10 protein-coding genes are annotated in these 17,091 nt (G+C 46.0%); 8 read left to right on the top strand and 2 right to left on the bottom strand.

Annotated features, from left to right (window positions below; genetic code table 11):
* Positions 1-17 precede the first annotated feature (17 nt).
* The 3 genes from leuC (at position 18) to QNM16_RS25250 (ending at position 2,710) form a co-directional block, all read left to right on the top strand.
* Complete coding sequence (leuC, locus tag QNM16_RS25260; RefSeq protein ID WP_284022979.1) at positions 18-1,421, top strand: 3-isopropylmalate dehydratase large subunit; 1,404 nt, start codon at positions 18-20, stop codon at positions 1,419-1,421.
* On the top strand, positions 1,418-2,017 hold the full coding sequence (leuD, locus tag QNM16_RS25255; RefSeq protein WP_284022978.1) for a 3-isopropylmalate dehydratase small subunit: 600 nt from the start codon (positions 1,418-1,420) through the stop codon (positions 2,015-2,017). The genes leuC and leuD overlap by 4 nt, the downstream gene beginning before the upstream one ends.
* 90 nt (positions 2,018-2,107) lie before the next feature.
* Entirely contained in the window at positions 2,108-2,710 is a 603-nt protein-coding gene (locus QNM16_RS25250) for a hypothetical protein (protein ID WP_284022977.1), read from the top strand.
* 51 nt (positions 2,711-2,761) lie between these two features.
* Here the strand turns inward: QNM16_RS25250 and QNM16_RS25245 are convergent, their stop codons facing one another.
* Positions 2,762-3,124 (bottom strand): hypothetical protein, encoded by a 363-nt coding sequence (locus QNM16_RS25245; RefSeq protein WP_284022976.1) that lies wholly within the window; start codon positions 3,122-3,124, stop codon positions 2,762-2,764.
* 80 nt (positions 3,125-3,204) lie between these two features.
* Here QNM16_RS25245 and QNM16_RS25240 point away from each other — a divergent pair, with 80 nt between their 5' ends.
* Positions 3,205-3,666 (top strand): tellurite resistance TerB family protein, encoded by a 462-nt coding sequence (locus tag QNM16_RS25240; protein WP_284022975.1) that lies wholly within the window; start codon positions 3,205-3,207, stop codon positions 3,664-3,666.
* Here the strand turns inward: QNM16_RS25240 and QNM16_RS25235 are convergent.
* Positions 3,663-4,184, bottom strand: a complete 522-nt coding sequence (locus QNM16_RS25235) for an RNA polymerase sigma factor (protein ID WP_284022974.1) — start codon at positions 4,182-4,184, stop codon at positions 3,663-3,665. The two genes, QNM16_RS25240 and QNM16_RS25235, sit on opposite strands and share 4 nt — an antisense overlap.
* A 281-nt stretch (positions 4,185-4,465) precedes the next feature.
* Here QNM16_RS25235 and QNM16_RS25230 point away from each other — a divergent pair, with 281 nt between their 5' ends.
* The 4 genes from QNM16_RS25230 to QNM16_RS25215 all read left to right on the top strand — a co-directional run bounded on the left by QNM16_RS25230 (position 4,466) and on the right by QNM16_RS25215 (position 16,993).
* Positions 4,466-6,901 carry a penicillin acylase family protein gene (locus tag QNM16_RS25230; RefSeq protein ID WP_284022973.1) on the top strand — a complete coding sequence of 812 codons (2,436 nt, stop codon included), beginning with the start codon at positions 4,466-4,468 and terminating at the stop codon, positions 6,899-6,901.
* Positions 6,902-6,957: 56 nt separating this feature from the next.
* Complete coding sequence (locus QNM16_RS25225) at positions 6,958-7,158, top strand: MbtH family protein (protein ID WP_284022972.1); 201 nt, start codon at positions 6,958-6,960, stop codon at positions 7,156-7,158.
* A gap of 215 nt (positions 7,159-7,373) precedes the next feature.
* Positions 7,374-12,623 (top strand): non-ribosomal peptide synthetase, encoded by a 5,250-nt coding sequence (locus QNM16_RS25220; protein WP_284022971.1) that lies wholly within the window; start codon positions 7,374-7,376, stop codon positions 12,621-12,623.
* Between the two features lie 2 nt (positions 12,624-12,625).
* Positions 12,626-16,993, top strand: a complete 4,368-nt coding sequence (locus tag QNM16_RS25215; protein ID WP_284022970.1) for a type I polyketide synthase — start codon at positions 12,626-12,628, stop codon at positions 16,991-16,993.
* Positions 16,994-17,091: the final 98 nt, after the last annotated feature.

Here is a 17,091-nt window from a genome sequence, read left to right as displayed (position 1 = left end):
AAGGAAGGATGTAGCAAGTGGCACAGACTTTATACGATAAGATTTGGCAATCCCATGTGGTTGCGCAAATCAATGAACAGACTGATTTACTATATATCGACCGACATTTAGTGCATGAGGTGACGTCCCCGCAAGCATTTGCCGGTCTGAGAGAGAAAAACCGTCCAGTACGTTGTCCAGAAAAAACCTTCGCGACCATGGATCATAACGTATCAACCAAAAGCCGTTCGATTGATGCGGCCAGTGAAGTGAGCAAAAATCAACTTCAAGCGCTGGCAAATAATTGTGCTGAATTTGGTGTCGAGCTTTATGATTTGGAATCGATTAATCAGGGTATTGTTCATGTGATGGGCCCTGAACAAGGGATCACATTACCGGGCACAACCATAGTATGTGGTGACAGCCATACCTCTACCCATGGTGCTTTTGGGGCATTAGCACATGGTATCGGTACCTCAGAAGTTGAGCATGTTTTGGCAACGCAAACACTGCAACAGAAAAAAGCTAAGTCGCTCAAAATTCAGATCAATGGCTTACTTCGGCCAACTGTTACAGCAAAAGACTTAATTATGGCCGTGATCGGTGAATTAGGCACCGCTGGTGGCACAGGTTATGTTGCAGAGTTTTGTGGCACAGCCATCGAAGCTTTGTCGATGGAATCTCGGATGACACTTTGCAACATGAGTATAGAAATGGGGGCAAAAGCCGGGCTGATTGCCCCAGATGAAATAACTTATGCGTATCTTGAAGGGCGTCCTTTTGCGCCAAAAGGTGACGACTTCACTCACGCCGTTGCTTACTGGAAAACGCTTCATTCAGATGAGGGAGCACAGTTTGATCGCGTTGTTGAAATGGAGGCGGAAGATATTCAACCTCAGGTGACGTGGGGGACCAGCCCTGAGCAGGTGATTGGCATTGATGAACTGATACCAAATCCGGATGAAGAACAAGACCTTATCAAAGCGGATTCCATGCGCTCAGCACTACGCTATATGGGACTTGAAGCTGGGCAGAGGCTGTCGGATGCTAAAGTGGATACTGTATTCATTGGTTCTTGTACTAATAGTCGTATCGAAGATCTACGTGCCGCCGCAAAAATCGTTAAAGGTAAGAAAGTCGCACAAGGTGTAGAAGCGTTGATAGTACCCGGCTCTGGTTTAGTAAAACAACAGGCAGAGCAGGAAGGGTTAGCTGAGATTTTCATGGCTGCGGGCTTCGAGTGGCGTGAACCAGGGTGTTCTATGTGCCTGGCGATGAATGACGATAGATTAGGAGCTGGCAAGCGTTGTGCTTCCACGTCGAATCGTAACTTTGAAGGCCGGCAGGGTCGTGGTGGGCGTACCCATTTGGTTAGTCCTGCAATGGCAGCTGCGGCGGCAATCGCAGGTCGATTTACAGATATTCGAGGAGCGCAAATATGAGTAAGTACCATAGTGGACTAATGGCGCCATTGGATAAAAACAACGTTGATACAGACCAAATCATCCCTAAGCAATTCTTAACGTCAACGAGTAGAGATGGCTTTGATAAAGCACTTTTTTACGATTGGAGATACTTAGATAACGGTGAGTCTGATCCAGAATTTGTATTGAATTTTGAGCGCTATCAAGGTGCTACGGTTTTATTAACTCGGGACAACTTTGGCTGCGGCTCTTCTCGTGAACATGCGCCTTGGGCACTCAAACAATATGGTTTTAGTGTGATTTTGGCAGAAAGTTTTGCAGATATTTTCTTCAATAACTGTGGTAACAATCAGATGCTTTGTGTGGCATTGCCTGCGGCGGTGCTAGATAGTTTATTTGAGGTGTGTGAGGCGCATCCGCAAGTACAGATTGAAATTGATCTTCAAAAACAGGTTATCTGCAGCGAATATTTTGCGGATATTTCTTTTGAGGTTCGTTCGGACATTAAGGCAAGGTTGCTCAGCGGTTTAGATTTTATCGGAGAAACAGAGCAGCTTAATCACCATATTGATGCATTTGAGCAAAAGTTACAGTCTGCAAGGCCGTGGCAATAACCCTTTAGATGCACACCAACCATCGCATTTTTTTGCCATTATGCCAAAGGCGTTCTAGTCTTTGGCTTTTTCATATTTAGGAACATTTCGATGAATAAGTTTTCAGCTTCTCTATTAGCTGCTGCGACTGTACTGGCCAGTAGCGCTGCTTTTGCTCGTCCTGCACCGCTTGTCTCTATTCCAACTCATGATGCATTCTTTGATAAAATTAAGGCGCATTGCGGCAAAGCGTATGAGGGCAAAGTAACAGTCGATAATCAGGGCCCTAGTGCATTCAGCGAAGAGAGGCTAGTTATGCATGTGCGTCGTTGTAACGAACGTGAATTGCAAGTTCCTTTTCATGTTGGCAAAGATGCGTCGCGCACTTGGATCATTACAAAAACAGGCAGCGGTCTGAGTCTTAAACACGACCATCGCCATAAAGATGGCAGTGATGATAAATCGACTATGTATGGTGGCCATACAGTAGATGCCGGCTTTGATAATGTGCAGTCATTTCCTGCCGATCAATATTCTAAAGAGCTATTCATCGCGCATGCAATTCCTCAATCAATGGGAAATACATGGCAAATGTTTATATATGATGACAAGTTTACTTACCGCTTAGTACGTGAAGGGCGCGAGTTTAGAGTCGACTTTGATTTAACTAAGCCAGTTAAAGCGCCAAAAGCGCCTTGGGGATATCAGGATTAATCTTGGTATAATCAGCCAGCATCCCGAGCTTGGGTGCTGGTCTTAGGTAGGTTATTTTTCTTCCTTGACACATTTAACTTCGACGCGCAGATCTGGCTGATACGGGCGAGGGTGGGTTGGCAAACGATCAAATTTTTGTACGCCTCCATGCAATAATATTTGCGGTTTTACGCCGCGGCATAGTGATTGACTGTGACGTAATAAAAACACACTTTGTTGCAAAAAATGCCTGTATGAATCTGCTTTTATCTGTAAATAGTAATGGTCATCGTTATACTTTATTTGTTCGTAATGTACTTTATGGTCAAAATCGTAGTATTTTTCTGTAACGCCTATTTTATTAGGCGTAAAGGTACAGGCACTCAGTAAACTAAGTGACGTGATTGTCAGTATCTTTGTGCTGATATTCTTCATTGAATTTTTGCCAAACTGCATATTTACATCAAACCAGTAATAGAGCGTTTATCTATTAATTGTATCAAAAGGGGCGACAATTGTTAGAACGTATAAAGCTATTTTTGTCTAAACTGGACTCTTCTCAGCCTGCTCATCCGGCGCCAATCGATTTCTCGGCTGCATTAGGCGCGTTAATGGTTGAGGTAATGAGGGCAGACAATGATATTGCGCCAGATGAGTTAAAAATGATAACGCAACTACTTAAAAAACACTGTCAGCTTGATGCGAAAAGCTGTGAATTAATTTTCGCTCAAGCCCAGCAATTGGTCGATGAAGCGATTGATTTGCACCGTTTCGTGAAGGTGGTTAATGAAAATACCAACGAAGAAGAACGTACTGAAGTGATTGAGCTACTGTGGATGGTCGCATTTGCAGATGGTAAGTTAGATCCTCAAGAAGACTATACCGTGCGCAAATTAGCTGGTTTGATGTATGTAGCTCATGGCGACTTTATTGCCGCCAAGCTCAATGTAAAAAAAGTTTTGGGGCTACCTGATTAGTGAGCTACTGCACTAGCTTGCAGTTCATTTTGACAGGATTGAATAGCCTCTTTAATCATAAAATTCACTAAAGTTGGTGAAATATGGTACATCTTGGCAATTTCTTTTTGTTTTAAACGACCATCACGATAAAAGCTTACAACGTTTTGATGGCGCTTAGATAACTTACCTATGGTGCTATTTACCTTGTCTGATAGCTGTGCATCGATATACTTTTCTTCAATATTTGAACTTTCATCATCGAACTGCTCTGTTTGAATTGACTCTAAATCTACTAAAGATTCACGAGTTTGCTTTCGGATCATATCAATGGCAATGTTTCTCGCAACTTGATAGCAATAGCTTTTGGTGTTTTTAACCTGACAATCTTGACACTTAGACATACCTGACAAGCGTAGAAACGTATCTTGTAGGGCATCTTCGGCCAGATATGGGCAGCGTAAGATATTGTTCAAATAAGCCAGTAATTTTGCTTCATTCTCAGCAATCACTTTAGACCACTTGTTGCACAGCTGCACTGTATTCACTCCTATTTGTCCTGAAAGTTGATCCGTAATAGATAATGCGAATTATTATCACTATTATGTTATTTTGATCTTCTATTAACAGTCAAGTATTTTGTGCTGCTTTGATAATTAAACTCAAATTAACTGCAGGTTAATCTTGGTCTCTTTTGTTTAACTTTAGTTGTTTATTTTGCAACAAACTATCGTGTTATTTTCTTTTGTTTTTTGCGGTTTATATCGTCTTGAGTACATGGAATTAATTTTTAACCGTATTTAAAAACTTAAGGAAAGTTATGAAGTTAAAATCTACATTAGTACCTATTTGTGCTGCTTTTGCTTTATCTAGTGTTCATCTTGGCGTCCAGGCGAGCACTTTGGCAGTAAATCTGAGTGAAGAAGTAAAGATCACTCGTACTGAACATGGCATTCCTCATATTCAGGCAAAGTCTCTATTTGGTTTAGGCTATGGCAATGCGTATGCGCAAGCAGAAGATCATGCATGTATTTTGGCCGATGGCTATGTGCGTGTTAAAGGCGAACGTGCCAAATACCTTGGTCCACATAAAAACGGTCAAGACAACTTTTTTGTCAGTTTAGATCTAGGTTATAAGATCATAGACCTGCACGGTCGAGTTGAACGTGAGTATGCCAACCTTTCAGCGGATACTCGTGCACTGGCAGAGGGGTTTGCAGCTGGGTACAACCAGTACCTACAAGATGTAAACCTAGGCAAAGCGACTTTAGCGCCAGCATGTGATGGTAAAGCGTGGGTTAAGCCGATTGAAGGCGTGGATGTGGTTGCGTCAGTGTTAGCGTCAGCGGTTCAAAACAGTATTGGCCGTTTACTAGTACAAATTCTTCAAGCAAACCCAGGTACTGGCACAGAGTGGTTGCCTGTGATTGCAGCAAAACAGGATAGTGCTGAGGCAGAACCTTGGTTAATGGCAAATAATACGAACTATAAGCCGAAGCAACTTACACAGGGTTCAAATGGTTGGGCATTGGGTCATGAAGTAACCAGTAATGGCCGCGGTTTATTACTTGCAAATCCCCACTTCCCATTTAATGGTAACCTGAGATTTTGGGCTAACCACGCAAGTGTTGAAGGTGATTTCAGCACTATGGGTGCGTCAGTTGTAGGTGTACCAGGAATTGTGAATATTGGTTTTAATCAAAACATTGCTTGGACACATACCTACTCAGCTGCGCGTCATGAAGTGATCTATCAGCTTGAGCTAAACCCTGCGAACCCATTGCAGTATAAGTTTGATGGTCAATGGCAAGATATTGAGAAGAAACAAGTTAACGTTGATGTATTGACGCCTATGGGCGTTATCTCTATGAAGAAAGACTACTTTACGACGCCAATTGGTTACGTACTTGAAGATCAGAAACACTTCAAATGGGATGACAAAAATGCTTATGTAGTTCGCGATACTAACCTCAATAATCTTGAAGGGATCGATCATTGGTTGGCAATGAACCGTGCTACAAATTTAGATGAGTTTATCAATACATTTAAAACCCTTGATGGCTTGGCCTTTAACAATACGTTAGTTGCGGATGATCAAGGTGAAGTGTTCTACATAGATGATTCAAATGTGCCTGATTTATCAGCGATGGGTGAAGAGTTGCTGCGTTCACACCCTGTGATTTCTCAAGTGTATAAAAATACGCGTATGGCCGTTTTACCGGGCACGAGCAGCGCATTGGTATATCAGCAGGAAGTTCCTTACGAACGCGCACCCAAGCTGCGCCGTCAAGACTACGTACAAAATGCCAACAATTCTTATTGGTTAGCTAATTTAGATGAAAAATTAAGTGGCTACTCGCTGCTTTATGGCCACGTCGATTACAAGCAAACACGTCGTACTCGTTATAACTTAAATTTACTGCGTTTTGCGCGTGGTGCTGATGGAAAGTTTGATCGTCATGAATTGGAGAATATTGTTACAGGCACCAGTGCCTCATTTGAGTTATATAAGCCCACAGTGATGGCTGCATGTGCTCTTTACTCTGGTCAAACACTTAAAGTCACGGAAACTCTAAGCATGCCTGTTGACCCAGCATGTCGCGCATTTGCAAAGTGGGATGGTAAATTTAATGCTAATTCTGTCTCTGCACCGCTTGCAAAAGAGTTTTTCAACTTATTAGAAGATGAAAACTTATTAGTGCAATTTAATCCAGCATTTCCAGCCGTTACCCCGAGTATCGTAAAAGCGGACAAAGCCACCTTAATCAAGTTACTCGCTGCAAGTAAGCAACTTGAAAATGCAGGCTTTGCCATCGATGCACCTCTTGGTGAGTTGCAGTACTTGCAAAAGGGAGAGCGTCGTATTCCTTGGCCAGGCCCTCACCACAATAGCGGTGGTTTTAATGTTTACTCGACAACCAATGCGATGGATTTAACTTCATTTGCACCACAGCTTGCTTCACCAATCCAAGAAGTGTTAAACGAAAATTGGAAAGTGAGCACAGGCTTGAGTACAGAGGGCTATCCGATCAACTATGGTTCTAGCTGGATGATGGTTGTTGGGTTTGATCAGCATGGTCCAAAAGCACGAGGCTTACTTACATATTCGCAAAGTAATAATCCGCATTCACCGCATTTTACTGATGCCAGTGAGCACTATGCTGCAGGAAAAGGGTTAATTGATTTGCCGTACACAGATGCACAGATCAAGGAAAATAAAGTCAGTGAAATCACACTTAATGTGAAAAAAGACTAAAAATCTCAGACTGTCGCGCGTCACAGTGGCGACAGTCTAATTTTTGGAAAAATGTGATGAGTTTTGACAACGAAAACGGCACTTTTAAAGTAATCATTAACCACGAAGAACAATACTCTCTATGGCCAAGTTATAAAACCATACCGGGTGGCTGGAAAGACACTGGGGTCAACGGCGATAAAGCAGCTTGTCTAGAGTATATTAAAACACATTGGACAGATATGCGTCCTTTGAGTCTACGCCAAGCCATGGCTTAAATAATCTGGACTTTTAGTGATATTGAGTCTAGTTAGCAGCCAAAAAGGTGTTAAATACTGGCTTATTGGGCTCACTGATCACTTCATCATTACACTCAGCGAATCCTCGTTGTGGAAACACTCACGATAGCGCATTAAACCTTTCTCATCATATTGGGTGCGATAACAGTACCTAACACGATGCGCATTGCTAGTTATATCTCATGGAGTAAATCATGAACGCCATTACCATCATGGATCATTTAGCGCAGCATGTAGCGCAGCAGCCAGACAAAACTGCGCTGGTATGTGTTGATAAAAAAGCACACACACCATGGAGCTTTGGAGAGCTGTATGCACAAAGCTTAATGGTGGCCAGCCACTTAAAAAATCATGTTGTGGCAGGCGACAGAGCACTGATCTTGATGGATACCGGCATTGAGTACGTGACCAGCTTCTTAGCTTGCCAGTATTTAGGTGTGACTGCCATTCCGAGCTTCCCACCAGAATCGACCAAAGCCCAGCATATTGCGCGTACTGTGGGTATTGCAGAAGATTCAGAAGCAGCACTTGTGCTAACAACAGCACGCTATACTGCCACCGTCGAGGCATTGGTTGAGCAAGTCCATGGCAGCAAAATGCTGGTGATTGACGAGTTTTGTGAGCAAATCGAAGACGTTGAGCGCTACTGTGCTAAAAGTGATGACATTGCATTCTTACAATATACCTCTGGTTCGACTGCAAAACCAAAAGGGGTGATGGTGAGTCATGGAAACTTGATTGCTAACGAAAAAGCTATTGCGCAAGGGCTTGGTATCAGTAGTGATGATACTTTAGTGAGTTGGCTGCCACTGTTCCACGATATGGGACTGATTGGCGGGCTGTTGCAGCCGATTTATACTGGTTTCAAATTGATTTTATGCTCACCGCGCTATTTTATGGAGCGTCCTGCGCGCTGGTTGCAGCTGATTTCTGAGTATCGCGCCACTATCAGTGGCGGCCCTGATTTTTCTTATCGCCTATGTATCGAGCGCATCAAAGATAAGCAAATCACAGACATTGACCTGAGCAGTTTACGAGTGTTTTTTTCAGGTGCAGAGCCTATTCGTCATGACACCTTACTAAACTTTGCCGACAAATATGCCGTTCAAGGCTTTAATCGTAACGCGCTTTACCCCTGTTATGGTCTTGCCGAATGTACCTTATTTGTGACCGGCAGTATTCCAGCGCAGGGGGCGGTAATTAAGGCATTTGATAATCAAGCCTTGGCATCGGGTAAAGCGGTATATCAGCAAGTTGCAGATACTCGTGACACTGAAGAATATGGCCATCAGGTTGGGTGCGGCGTATCAGCCAGTGAACACCAAGTGCGGATCACCTGCTCATCCAGTTTTGATGAAGTTGCAGAGGGCGGCATTGGTGAGATCTGGGCGAGCGGTCCAAGCATTGCACTGGGGTATTGGCGCAATGATAAAGCCACGCAAGAGACATTTGTTGAGCACGCTGGCAAACGCTGGCTGCGCACAGGGGATGTTGGTTACATACATGATGGTCAACTTTACATCTCTGGTCGGCAAAAAGATTTGATCATCATGAATGGTCACAATGTCTATCCACAAGATATTGAGCGCGCAATTGAAGGCGCCATCAGCTTTGTGCGTCAAGGCCGTGTCTCAGCGTTTCCGGTACCAAGCGAAGAAAGCGGCGAGGGCATAGGTATTGCCATTGAAACCGCCAATGTGTATCGCAATGAGGTTCCCGCAGAGCAAAGTGCAAAAATTATCAGAGACTTTATTATTGAACAATTTGGTCATTGCCCTGAATTGGTGGTGTTATTAGACCAAGGCGGATTACCAAAAACCTCCAGCGGTAAATTACAGCGCAGCGCGTGCATGAAATTACTCAATGAGGACAAGCTGGCGACCTACGGGGTATTTAACCTAGCTCAATTACAGCAGCTATCTATCAGTCATGGTGGTGAAGATCAGCAAGGCTGGGATACGCTCACACATACTTTGGCTGAATTGTGGCAAGAAGTCCTTCGCTACCCAGTGAACAGCAATGATGCCGATTTTTTTGCTTTAGGTGGCAGCTCAATTAAGGCCGCTTTGCTACTGGCAAAAGTACAAGAAACATGCAAATGCCAAATTGATCCGACAGCGGTATTTGCAGCGCATAAATTTGCTGATTTTTGTCAGCTAGTACGAGAGAGTATCAATGCCAAAGCACATCAAGTAGCGATCCCTGCATTGGCCCAAACCACTTACCCACTGAGTGCACAGCAACAAAGACAATTGTTCTTATGGCAACTTGAGCCTACGAGTAGCGCATATCATATTGGTGCCAGCCTAACGCTACATGGAGACGTCAACGACACGCACTTACAAACTGCGCTTCAACAGGTGTTAGAGCAGCAAGGTGCCTTGCGACATGCGTATGTGAAAAGCCAAGACGGACAGTGGCAGCAGCGCTTAACCGAGCAGCAGCTGAACTGGCAGTCGCTTGATATGACGACGCAGTCTGACGCGGATATTGCAGCATGGGTAAAGACATTTTATCAGCAGCCATTTGCGCTGGAACAAGGCGAAAACTTTAGAGCTGCGTTTTTAAAGCGCCCAGAAGGTCGCTATGAACTGGTACTAGTGATGCATCATATCGCCAGTGATGCGTGGAGTTTTGACCTTATCCTTGCGGATATCAGCCGCACTTATCAGTTGCTTGCTGAGGGGAAAACGTTAACTCACATACCCCAGATGATCAATTATGGTGACTTTGCCACTTGGCAGCAGCAGTGGTTATTAAGTAATGATGCGCAAAGCCAACTCTCGTACTGGCAGCAACTTCTGCAGGACAGTGACGACGAAGAGCTACTCACGCCACAGCATGTCAGGCAGCCTAATGGCCCTGCGCCGATGCAAAGCCAAACAATGCAACTTGCTTATCAAGAAGTTGAACAGCTACAAGCGCTTGCTCATCGCCATGGTGCAAGTTTATTCATGTTATTGCTTAGTAGCTTACAGGTGTTTTTCTATCGCTATGCTGGCAAGCGCACGCCGCGCATTGGCGTGCCGGTAGCGAATCGTCGCTATTCAGAGTTGCATCCTTTGGTGGGCTTTTTCATTAATACTCTGGTTCAGCGCAATACACTGTCTGCACAGCAAAGCTTTGTGGAGGTGTTAGCGGCAACCAAAGAGCAGGTGATTGCAGCACAACAAAATCAGGATTTACCATTTGAAAAATTAGTTGAAGCACTCAACCCAGATCGAAGTTTAGGGCAAAATCCGCTATTTCAGGTGATGTTTAACCACCTTGAGCAGGATGTGCAGCAGGCGTTTGACCTACAGGGCGTTGTGGTGGATAAAGTCGCGGCACTGCAATCGCAAGCTCAGTTTGATTTGAGCATAGACTCGCGTTTGTTAAATGATGGTGCCTTATTGTTGGAGTTCCAATATAACGCAGCTCTATTTGACGCCGATTACATGCAATCGGTGGTGCTTGCCTTTAATACTTTACTGCGTAATACGGTGGCAGAGCCGACGACAGCGATAGGTAATTTAGCAACCCATACGCAAAAAACACAGGCAATTGCTCAAGGCTTGGGAACTGCCGTGACATTACCGGATACACCTTGGTTAGATGCCATCAGTGAGATTGCGCAAACTGAGCCTGCGCGCACTGCGGTGATTTATAACGATCAGCATTACAGCTATGAGTGGCTTGAGCACACTTCAAACCGCCTAGCTCATGGTTTAGTAGCAAAAGGTTTAAGTACAGAGTCAGTCGTTGGTGTGATGCAAAGCAGAAAGCCGCTGATGCTGGCAAGTACTTTGGCATGCCTTAAAGCGGGAGCGGCTTATTTGCCGCTCGATAAACAATTCCCCGCCGATAAGTTGCAGCATATGCTCACTGACAGCGGCTGCCAAGCCATACTCAGTGATGAAGCCGATCTGGCGGTATCATTTGACGGCATTTTATTGTCGCCACAAACCCTTTTGGGTGAGCAGCATCTCAATACTGGTGTGCCAGCAGTCGCACGTCACTGTCAGCAAACTGCATACCTAAATTATACTTCCGGCTCGACTGGCAAAGCCAAAGGTGTTGCCATTGAGTTAGGCGCATTGTCTCGTTACATCGAGTCGGCTAAGCAGTTTATCAACTTGCAAGCAGATGATGTCGTGCTGCAATTTGCCACTGCGAACTTTGATGCGTTTGTTGAGCAGCTGTTCCCAACATGGGCCGTAGGCGCTGCGGTATTATTGCGCGGCGATGCTTTGTGGGATGCTGATACTCTTTATCTGCAGGCACAAAAGCATGATGTTGCGGTGATGGATTTAAGCGCTGTGTATTGGCGCAGTATCAGTGCTAGTTGGGCACGCAAAGCACAACAAGCCAAGCTTGCATTACCTAAATTAAGACAAGTTCACTCAGGTGGGGAAGCCATGTCTGTGGCGGGTATTCAAGATTGGCAAAATACCGGCTTGTCGCAGGTACGATTACTTAACACCTATGGCCCGACTGAAATCGTCGTTGAAGCCGCAATCCACCCTTGCCAAGATTTTGCTCCTCATGGCCAAGAGAATCAGTCAGTACCTCTGGGTCATGCCTTGGCCGGACGTAAACTGTATATCCTTGATGATAACTTGGAGATAGTCCCCAATGGGCAAATGGGTCAGTTATTTGTCGGCGGTGATATTTTGGCGCGTGGTTATTGGGCACAGCCAGAAATGACAGCGACATGTTTTATTGCGGATCCATTTAGCCATGATGGCGCGCGCATGTATGCCACTGGTGATATGGTCAGCTGGCAAGGCGAGGCATTGATGTACCATGGGCGTAATGATCATCAAGTGAAAATTCGCGGTTTCCGCGTTGAGCTAGATGACATTGAGCAGCACTTGAGCCAGTTACCTGATGTTGACATGGCGGTTGTGGTCACGGAGCAACAAGCTCATGGGTTGGGTTTAATTGCTTACATTCAAAGTGATAAATACAGCGATGAAGGGTTTGCTGACAAGCTAAAAAGGGCGCTGGGTGAGCGCATGCCTGCATACATGGTGCCAAGCGATATCCTTGTGCTGGAAAAACTGCCGGTGAATGCCAGCGGCAAGCTGGAGCGCAAACAGCTGCCTAAAATTGAGCGTATGGTTAAAGTCGTGGAGCTTGCGCAAAATGACACCGAGCGCGCCATTGCCGAGATCTGGCAAAAACACCTCAAAACCCCAGATATCGATCGTCACGCCAACTTTTTTGATGTGGGCGGACACTCGTTATTACTGATGGCGGTGTATGAAGAGTTAAAACTTCAATATCCAAATTTACAAATGACAGAGCTGTTTGCGCATTCAAGTATTGCCAGCTTGGCGACAATGCTTGGCGGTGCGCAGTCAAATACAGCCCCTGTTACATCTAAAAAACCAAGTGGCGCGAAACAAAAACGCGGCATGGGCGCGATTGCCGCGCGTAAAAGAAAAGCAAGAGAATCTTAATCATGTCAGAGAGTAATTACAGCGAACTAGATATTGCCATCGTCGGTATGGCTGGCCGTTTTCCAGATGCCGATAATGTTGATCAACTTTGGCAAAATGTCAGAGATGGCCACTGCTCAGTCAAAACATTTGATGACAACAGTTTAAAAGCGGCGGGCGTCAGCGATGAAGATCTTGCGCATCCGGATTACATTAAACGCGGTATTCCTTTTGCTGGAATGGCGCAATTTGACGCTGCATTTTTTGGTTATACCCCTAAAGAAGCGGCACAACTTGATCCGCAGCAACGGGTGTTCTTGCAAACCTGTTGGCATGCCTTAGAACATGCTGGGATTACCACCGATACCAGTAATTTTACTGGTGTATTTGCTGGTTGCGGTGTGACTGCATATTTATTGCAAAACTTACTGGGTGATTCACAACAAGATATCACCAGTTTGCTGGCGCTGACTAATGGCAATGATAAAGATTCACTGGCGACGCGCATCAGTTATGAGTTGGATCTCACTGGTCCGGCGGTGACCGTACAGACGGCATGTTCGACGTCGTTGGTGGCGGTACACATGGCGTGTCGTTCACTGCAAAACTATGAGTGTGATTCGGCCCTTGCTGGTGGCGTATGGTTAAATTTAAATAACGAGCAAGGTTATCATGCGCCGACTGGCGGCAGCTTATCACCCTCTGGCCAACTGAGCGCATTTGGTGAGCAAGCGGATGGTATCTTGATTGGTAGCGGTAGCGCCGCGGTGGTGCTTAAGCGTGTGGAAGATGCCATTGAAGCGGGTGACCATATACTAGCCGTGATCAAAGGGTCTGCAATAAACAATGATGGTAAAGAGAAGGTGGGTTACACCGCACCAAGTGTCACAGGACAAGCGAGTGCCATTGAAGCGGCACTGGAATTTGCCGATATCGAGCCAAGCTCAGTGGGTTATATTGAAACCCACGGCACGGGCACAACCTTAGGTGATCCGATTGAAATTGCAGCGTTAAGCCGCGCCTACGGGGAGTGTGACAAGCAGCAAATTGCCATCGGGTCCATTAAAGCCAATATTGGTCATCTTGACTCCGCGGCGGGTGTAACCGGTTTGATTAAAGCGGTGCAAGCACTGCGTCACAAAACGCTACCACCCAGTTTGCACTGTGAGCCGCTGAACAGCAAAATCGACTTTGCGAATAGCCCATTTTATGTCAACACCACATTGACTCCATGGGAAAGTGACTCAGTGCGCCGAGCGGCGGTGAGTTCACTGGGGATGGGCGGCACTAACGCCCATGTGATTTTAGAAGAATACAGAGAAAATGAGACGCAGCACAGTCATACATCACCTTGGCACATTTTACCTGTGTCTGCGAATTCGCAGTCAGCACTGGAATCCCAGCGCCAAGCGCTGGCTATCAAATTACAGCAAAATCCAGATGATTTAGCACTTATCGCAGCACAGTCGCAGCATAACCGTACCGCTCAGGCTGTGCGTCATGCCCTAGTAGTAGATAGCGCAGAGCAGGCGCAACAACTGCTAGTCCGTGATGTCGTTGGTGATAAAGCGGGCGCTGTGCAAGTGGCGCTGATGTTTTCAGGACAAGGGTCCCAGTATGTGACCATGGCTAAGCCTTTACTTGAACATATGCCTGAGTTTAAAGCCCAGTTTGATGATGTCATCGCTTTATTTGATAGCACCTTGCAAGATGAATTACGCCGCGTATTTACCCCCAACGATGATGAGCTTTTGGCAGCCAACCAGTTGCTAGGTCAAACCCGTGTGACTCAGCTTGCTTTATTTGTCGTCGCCTATGCCATGGCCAAATGCTATCAAGCTCATGGCATACACATCGAGGCTATGCTTGGTCACAGTATTGGCGAATATGTGGCTGCGTGTCTCAGTGAGGTGATGAGCTTAGATACCGCTGTGAAATTGGTGACGGCCCGCGGCGAAGCGCTACAAAAAATGGCACCGGGTGCCATGTTATCTGTGATGAGTGATGCGCCAAGTTTACAGCCGTATTTAAATGCACAACTGGATATCGCAGCGTGCAATAGCCCGACCAACACCGTCGTGGCGGGGTCTAAAGAAGCCATTAAGGCGCTGCAAACTGAGCTCAAAGCCGCTGATATTAGCGTCACGCGTTTGCATGTGTCGCACGCTTTCCACAGTCATTTGACTGAACCTGTGTTGGATGAATTTGCTGAAGTATTAAATACTGTGCAATTGAATACACCGCAAACGCCATTTGTGTCCAACGTAACGGGAACTTGGATCACGCCAGAGCAAGCCACTTCAACACAGTATTGGCTAGACCATATTCGCCAAGCAGTGAACTTTGTTGATGGCGTAAAAACACTGGCAGCCAAGTGCAATGTACTTGTTGAAGCAGGCCCTGGTGATACGCTCCAAAAGTTGGCTAAGCAGTCGATTGCAGATGATATTACGGTGCTTAATTCCATTGCCCATGCGCGCGATTTAAAAGCGCCTATTCCACCTTGTGTGAAAACACTGGCAAAACTGTGGCAATTGGGTATAGCGATAGATTGGTCTGTGGTGTCATCTAAGCCACATGGGTTAGAGATGGCGTTTCCAGCATATCAGTTTGATAGTACAGAATATTGGGTTGATGCGACACTCAGCACAACTCCAGTGAAGACACAAGCTGACAGTACAGGTCCTGAATTATTAGCGCCAGTTTGGCAGCAGCAATTGAATACAACCTCTGCGCTCAGCCAGTTCAATGGCGAAAAGGTACTTGTGATTGCGACGGATGCGCCAATATTGTCGCAGTTGACCACTGAACTCGGTACAAAAGACGCTGAGGTGATCGTGGCGTGGCAGGGGGATGAATTTGTCTCACTGGGACAAGGTCAGTATCGTTTGGATTGCCAAGATGCCAATCAATTAACAGCACTTTATGAGCAGCACAGTTTTACGCGCATTGTGGATTGTCGTTTGCTTGATGAGTCAGGATGTGGTTATCAGCAGTTATTACCACTGGCCAAATGGCTATTGGGTCAAGGCACACTGCATTGGACTGTGGTTGCTTGTGAATTATTCAGCGTGCTAGGTGATGAGCAAATATCGGCGGACAAAGCCACAGCGCTTGGGATCACGCGGGTGATAGGCATGGAGCAAACAAGCATTGATTGTCAGCTTCGAGAAATCACCTCAGCTCAGCGCGATAGCGCTCAATCACACATTGCCGCGCAGCTGGTTGCAGATATGGCCAATGAGGTAAAAGAAATTGCTTATCGAGGTCGTCAGCGCTTTGTTTTAACTGAGCAAGTCTTGCCGCGCACAGAGGTTACGGCGACTAGTGCGTCGTCGCCAGTGACGTTTATTACTGGGGGTCTTGGCGGTGTGGGCTTAGTGTTAGCTGAGTTATTGGCCGCACAAGGCCATGCATTGATGCTGCAAACTCGTACAGAATTCCCTGACAGCGAGCAGTGGCCTGCATTGCTTGTCGATGAGCACACCGACAGCAAGCTGACAGGTCAGATTCACGCACTGCAAGCACTTCAAGAAGCTGGTGCGCGCGTTGCAGTGGTGACTGCTGATGTATTAGATATTGCGAGCTTGAATGTCGCCATTAGTCATGCCGAGCAATCACTGGGCCGCATTACTCAGGTGATCCACGCTGCGGGCTTACCGGGTGGAGGCATGCTGGCTCAAATGACCACCGAGCAAGCGGCGCAAAGCATGGCGGCGAAAACCCGTGGCACAGATAACCTTTTAGCTGCGTTTAAATCGCATCAACTTGAGCGGATGATTTTATGTTCATCTTTGGCATCGGTTTTGGGTGCGCTTGGTCAGAGTGATTATTGTGCTGCGAACAGTTACCTTGATGCAGTGGCGATGCAGTCACAGCCATTTTTAGTGCAATCGGTGAATTGGGATGCATGGGCGAATATCGGCATGGCAGCGGGTCACAGTGTCGGTGAAGACTTTGGTATTGATGAGCTTGCGGCAAAAACCTTACTGGACGGTATCAGCCAATCGCAAGCGCCGCAAGTATATGCTACGAGCCTGTCTTGGCAGGCCCGTGCAGATAAAGTTGCAGAGCTGACAGAAAAGTTGATGCAGGCAAAGTCTGCTGCGCCAAAAGGGCACAAACGTCCAGATCTTGATACCGAGTTTGAAGCCCCAGAAAGCGAGCTTGAACTGCAATTGGCGGCGATTTGGAGCGAGTTCTTAGGGTTTGATGAGATTGGTATTTTTGATAACTTGTTTGAACTCGGCGGCGACTCGCTGATAGCCATTCAAATGTTGGCGAAGGTCAAACAGCAGTTTGCTATAGAGATAGAGCCCGCCACCTTCTTTGAAGATCCTAATTTAGACAATCTCACGTTCCTAATTGAAGAGCAATTGCTGAGCGAATAGAGGGCTACTTTAAAGCGCTGTAACTATTTTTTGGGAGGCCAAGCAGGCCTCCCACTTTATTTTTTTCCTCTCCCAACGTCTAGCTGGCATTAAGGGCA

Source organism: Pseudoalteromonas umbrosa (genome assembly GCF_030125375.1).
Taxonomy (GTDB): Bacteria; Pseudomonadota; Gammaproteobacteria; order Enterobacterales; family Alteromonadaceae; genus Pseudoalteromonas; species Pseudoalteromonas umbrosa.
This window is presented reverse-complemented; position numbering and strand designations above follow the sequence as displayed.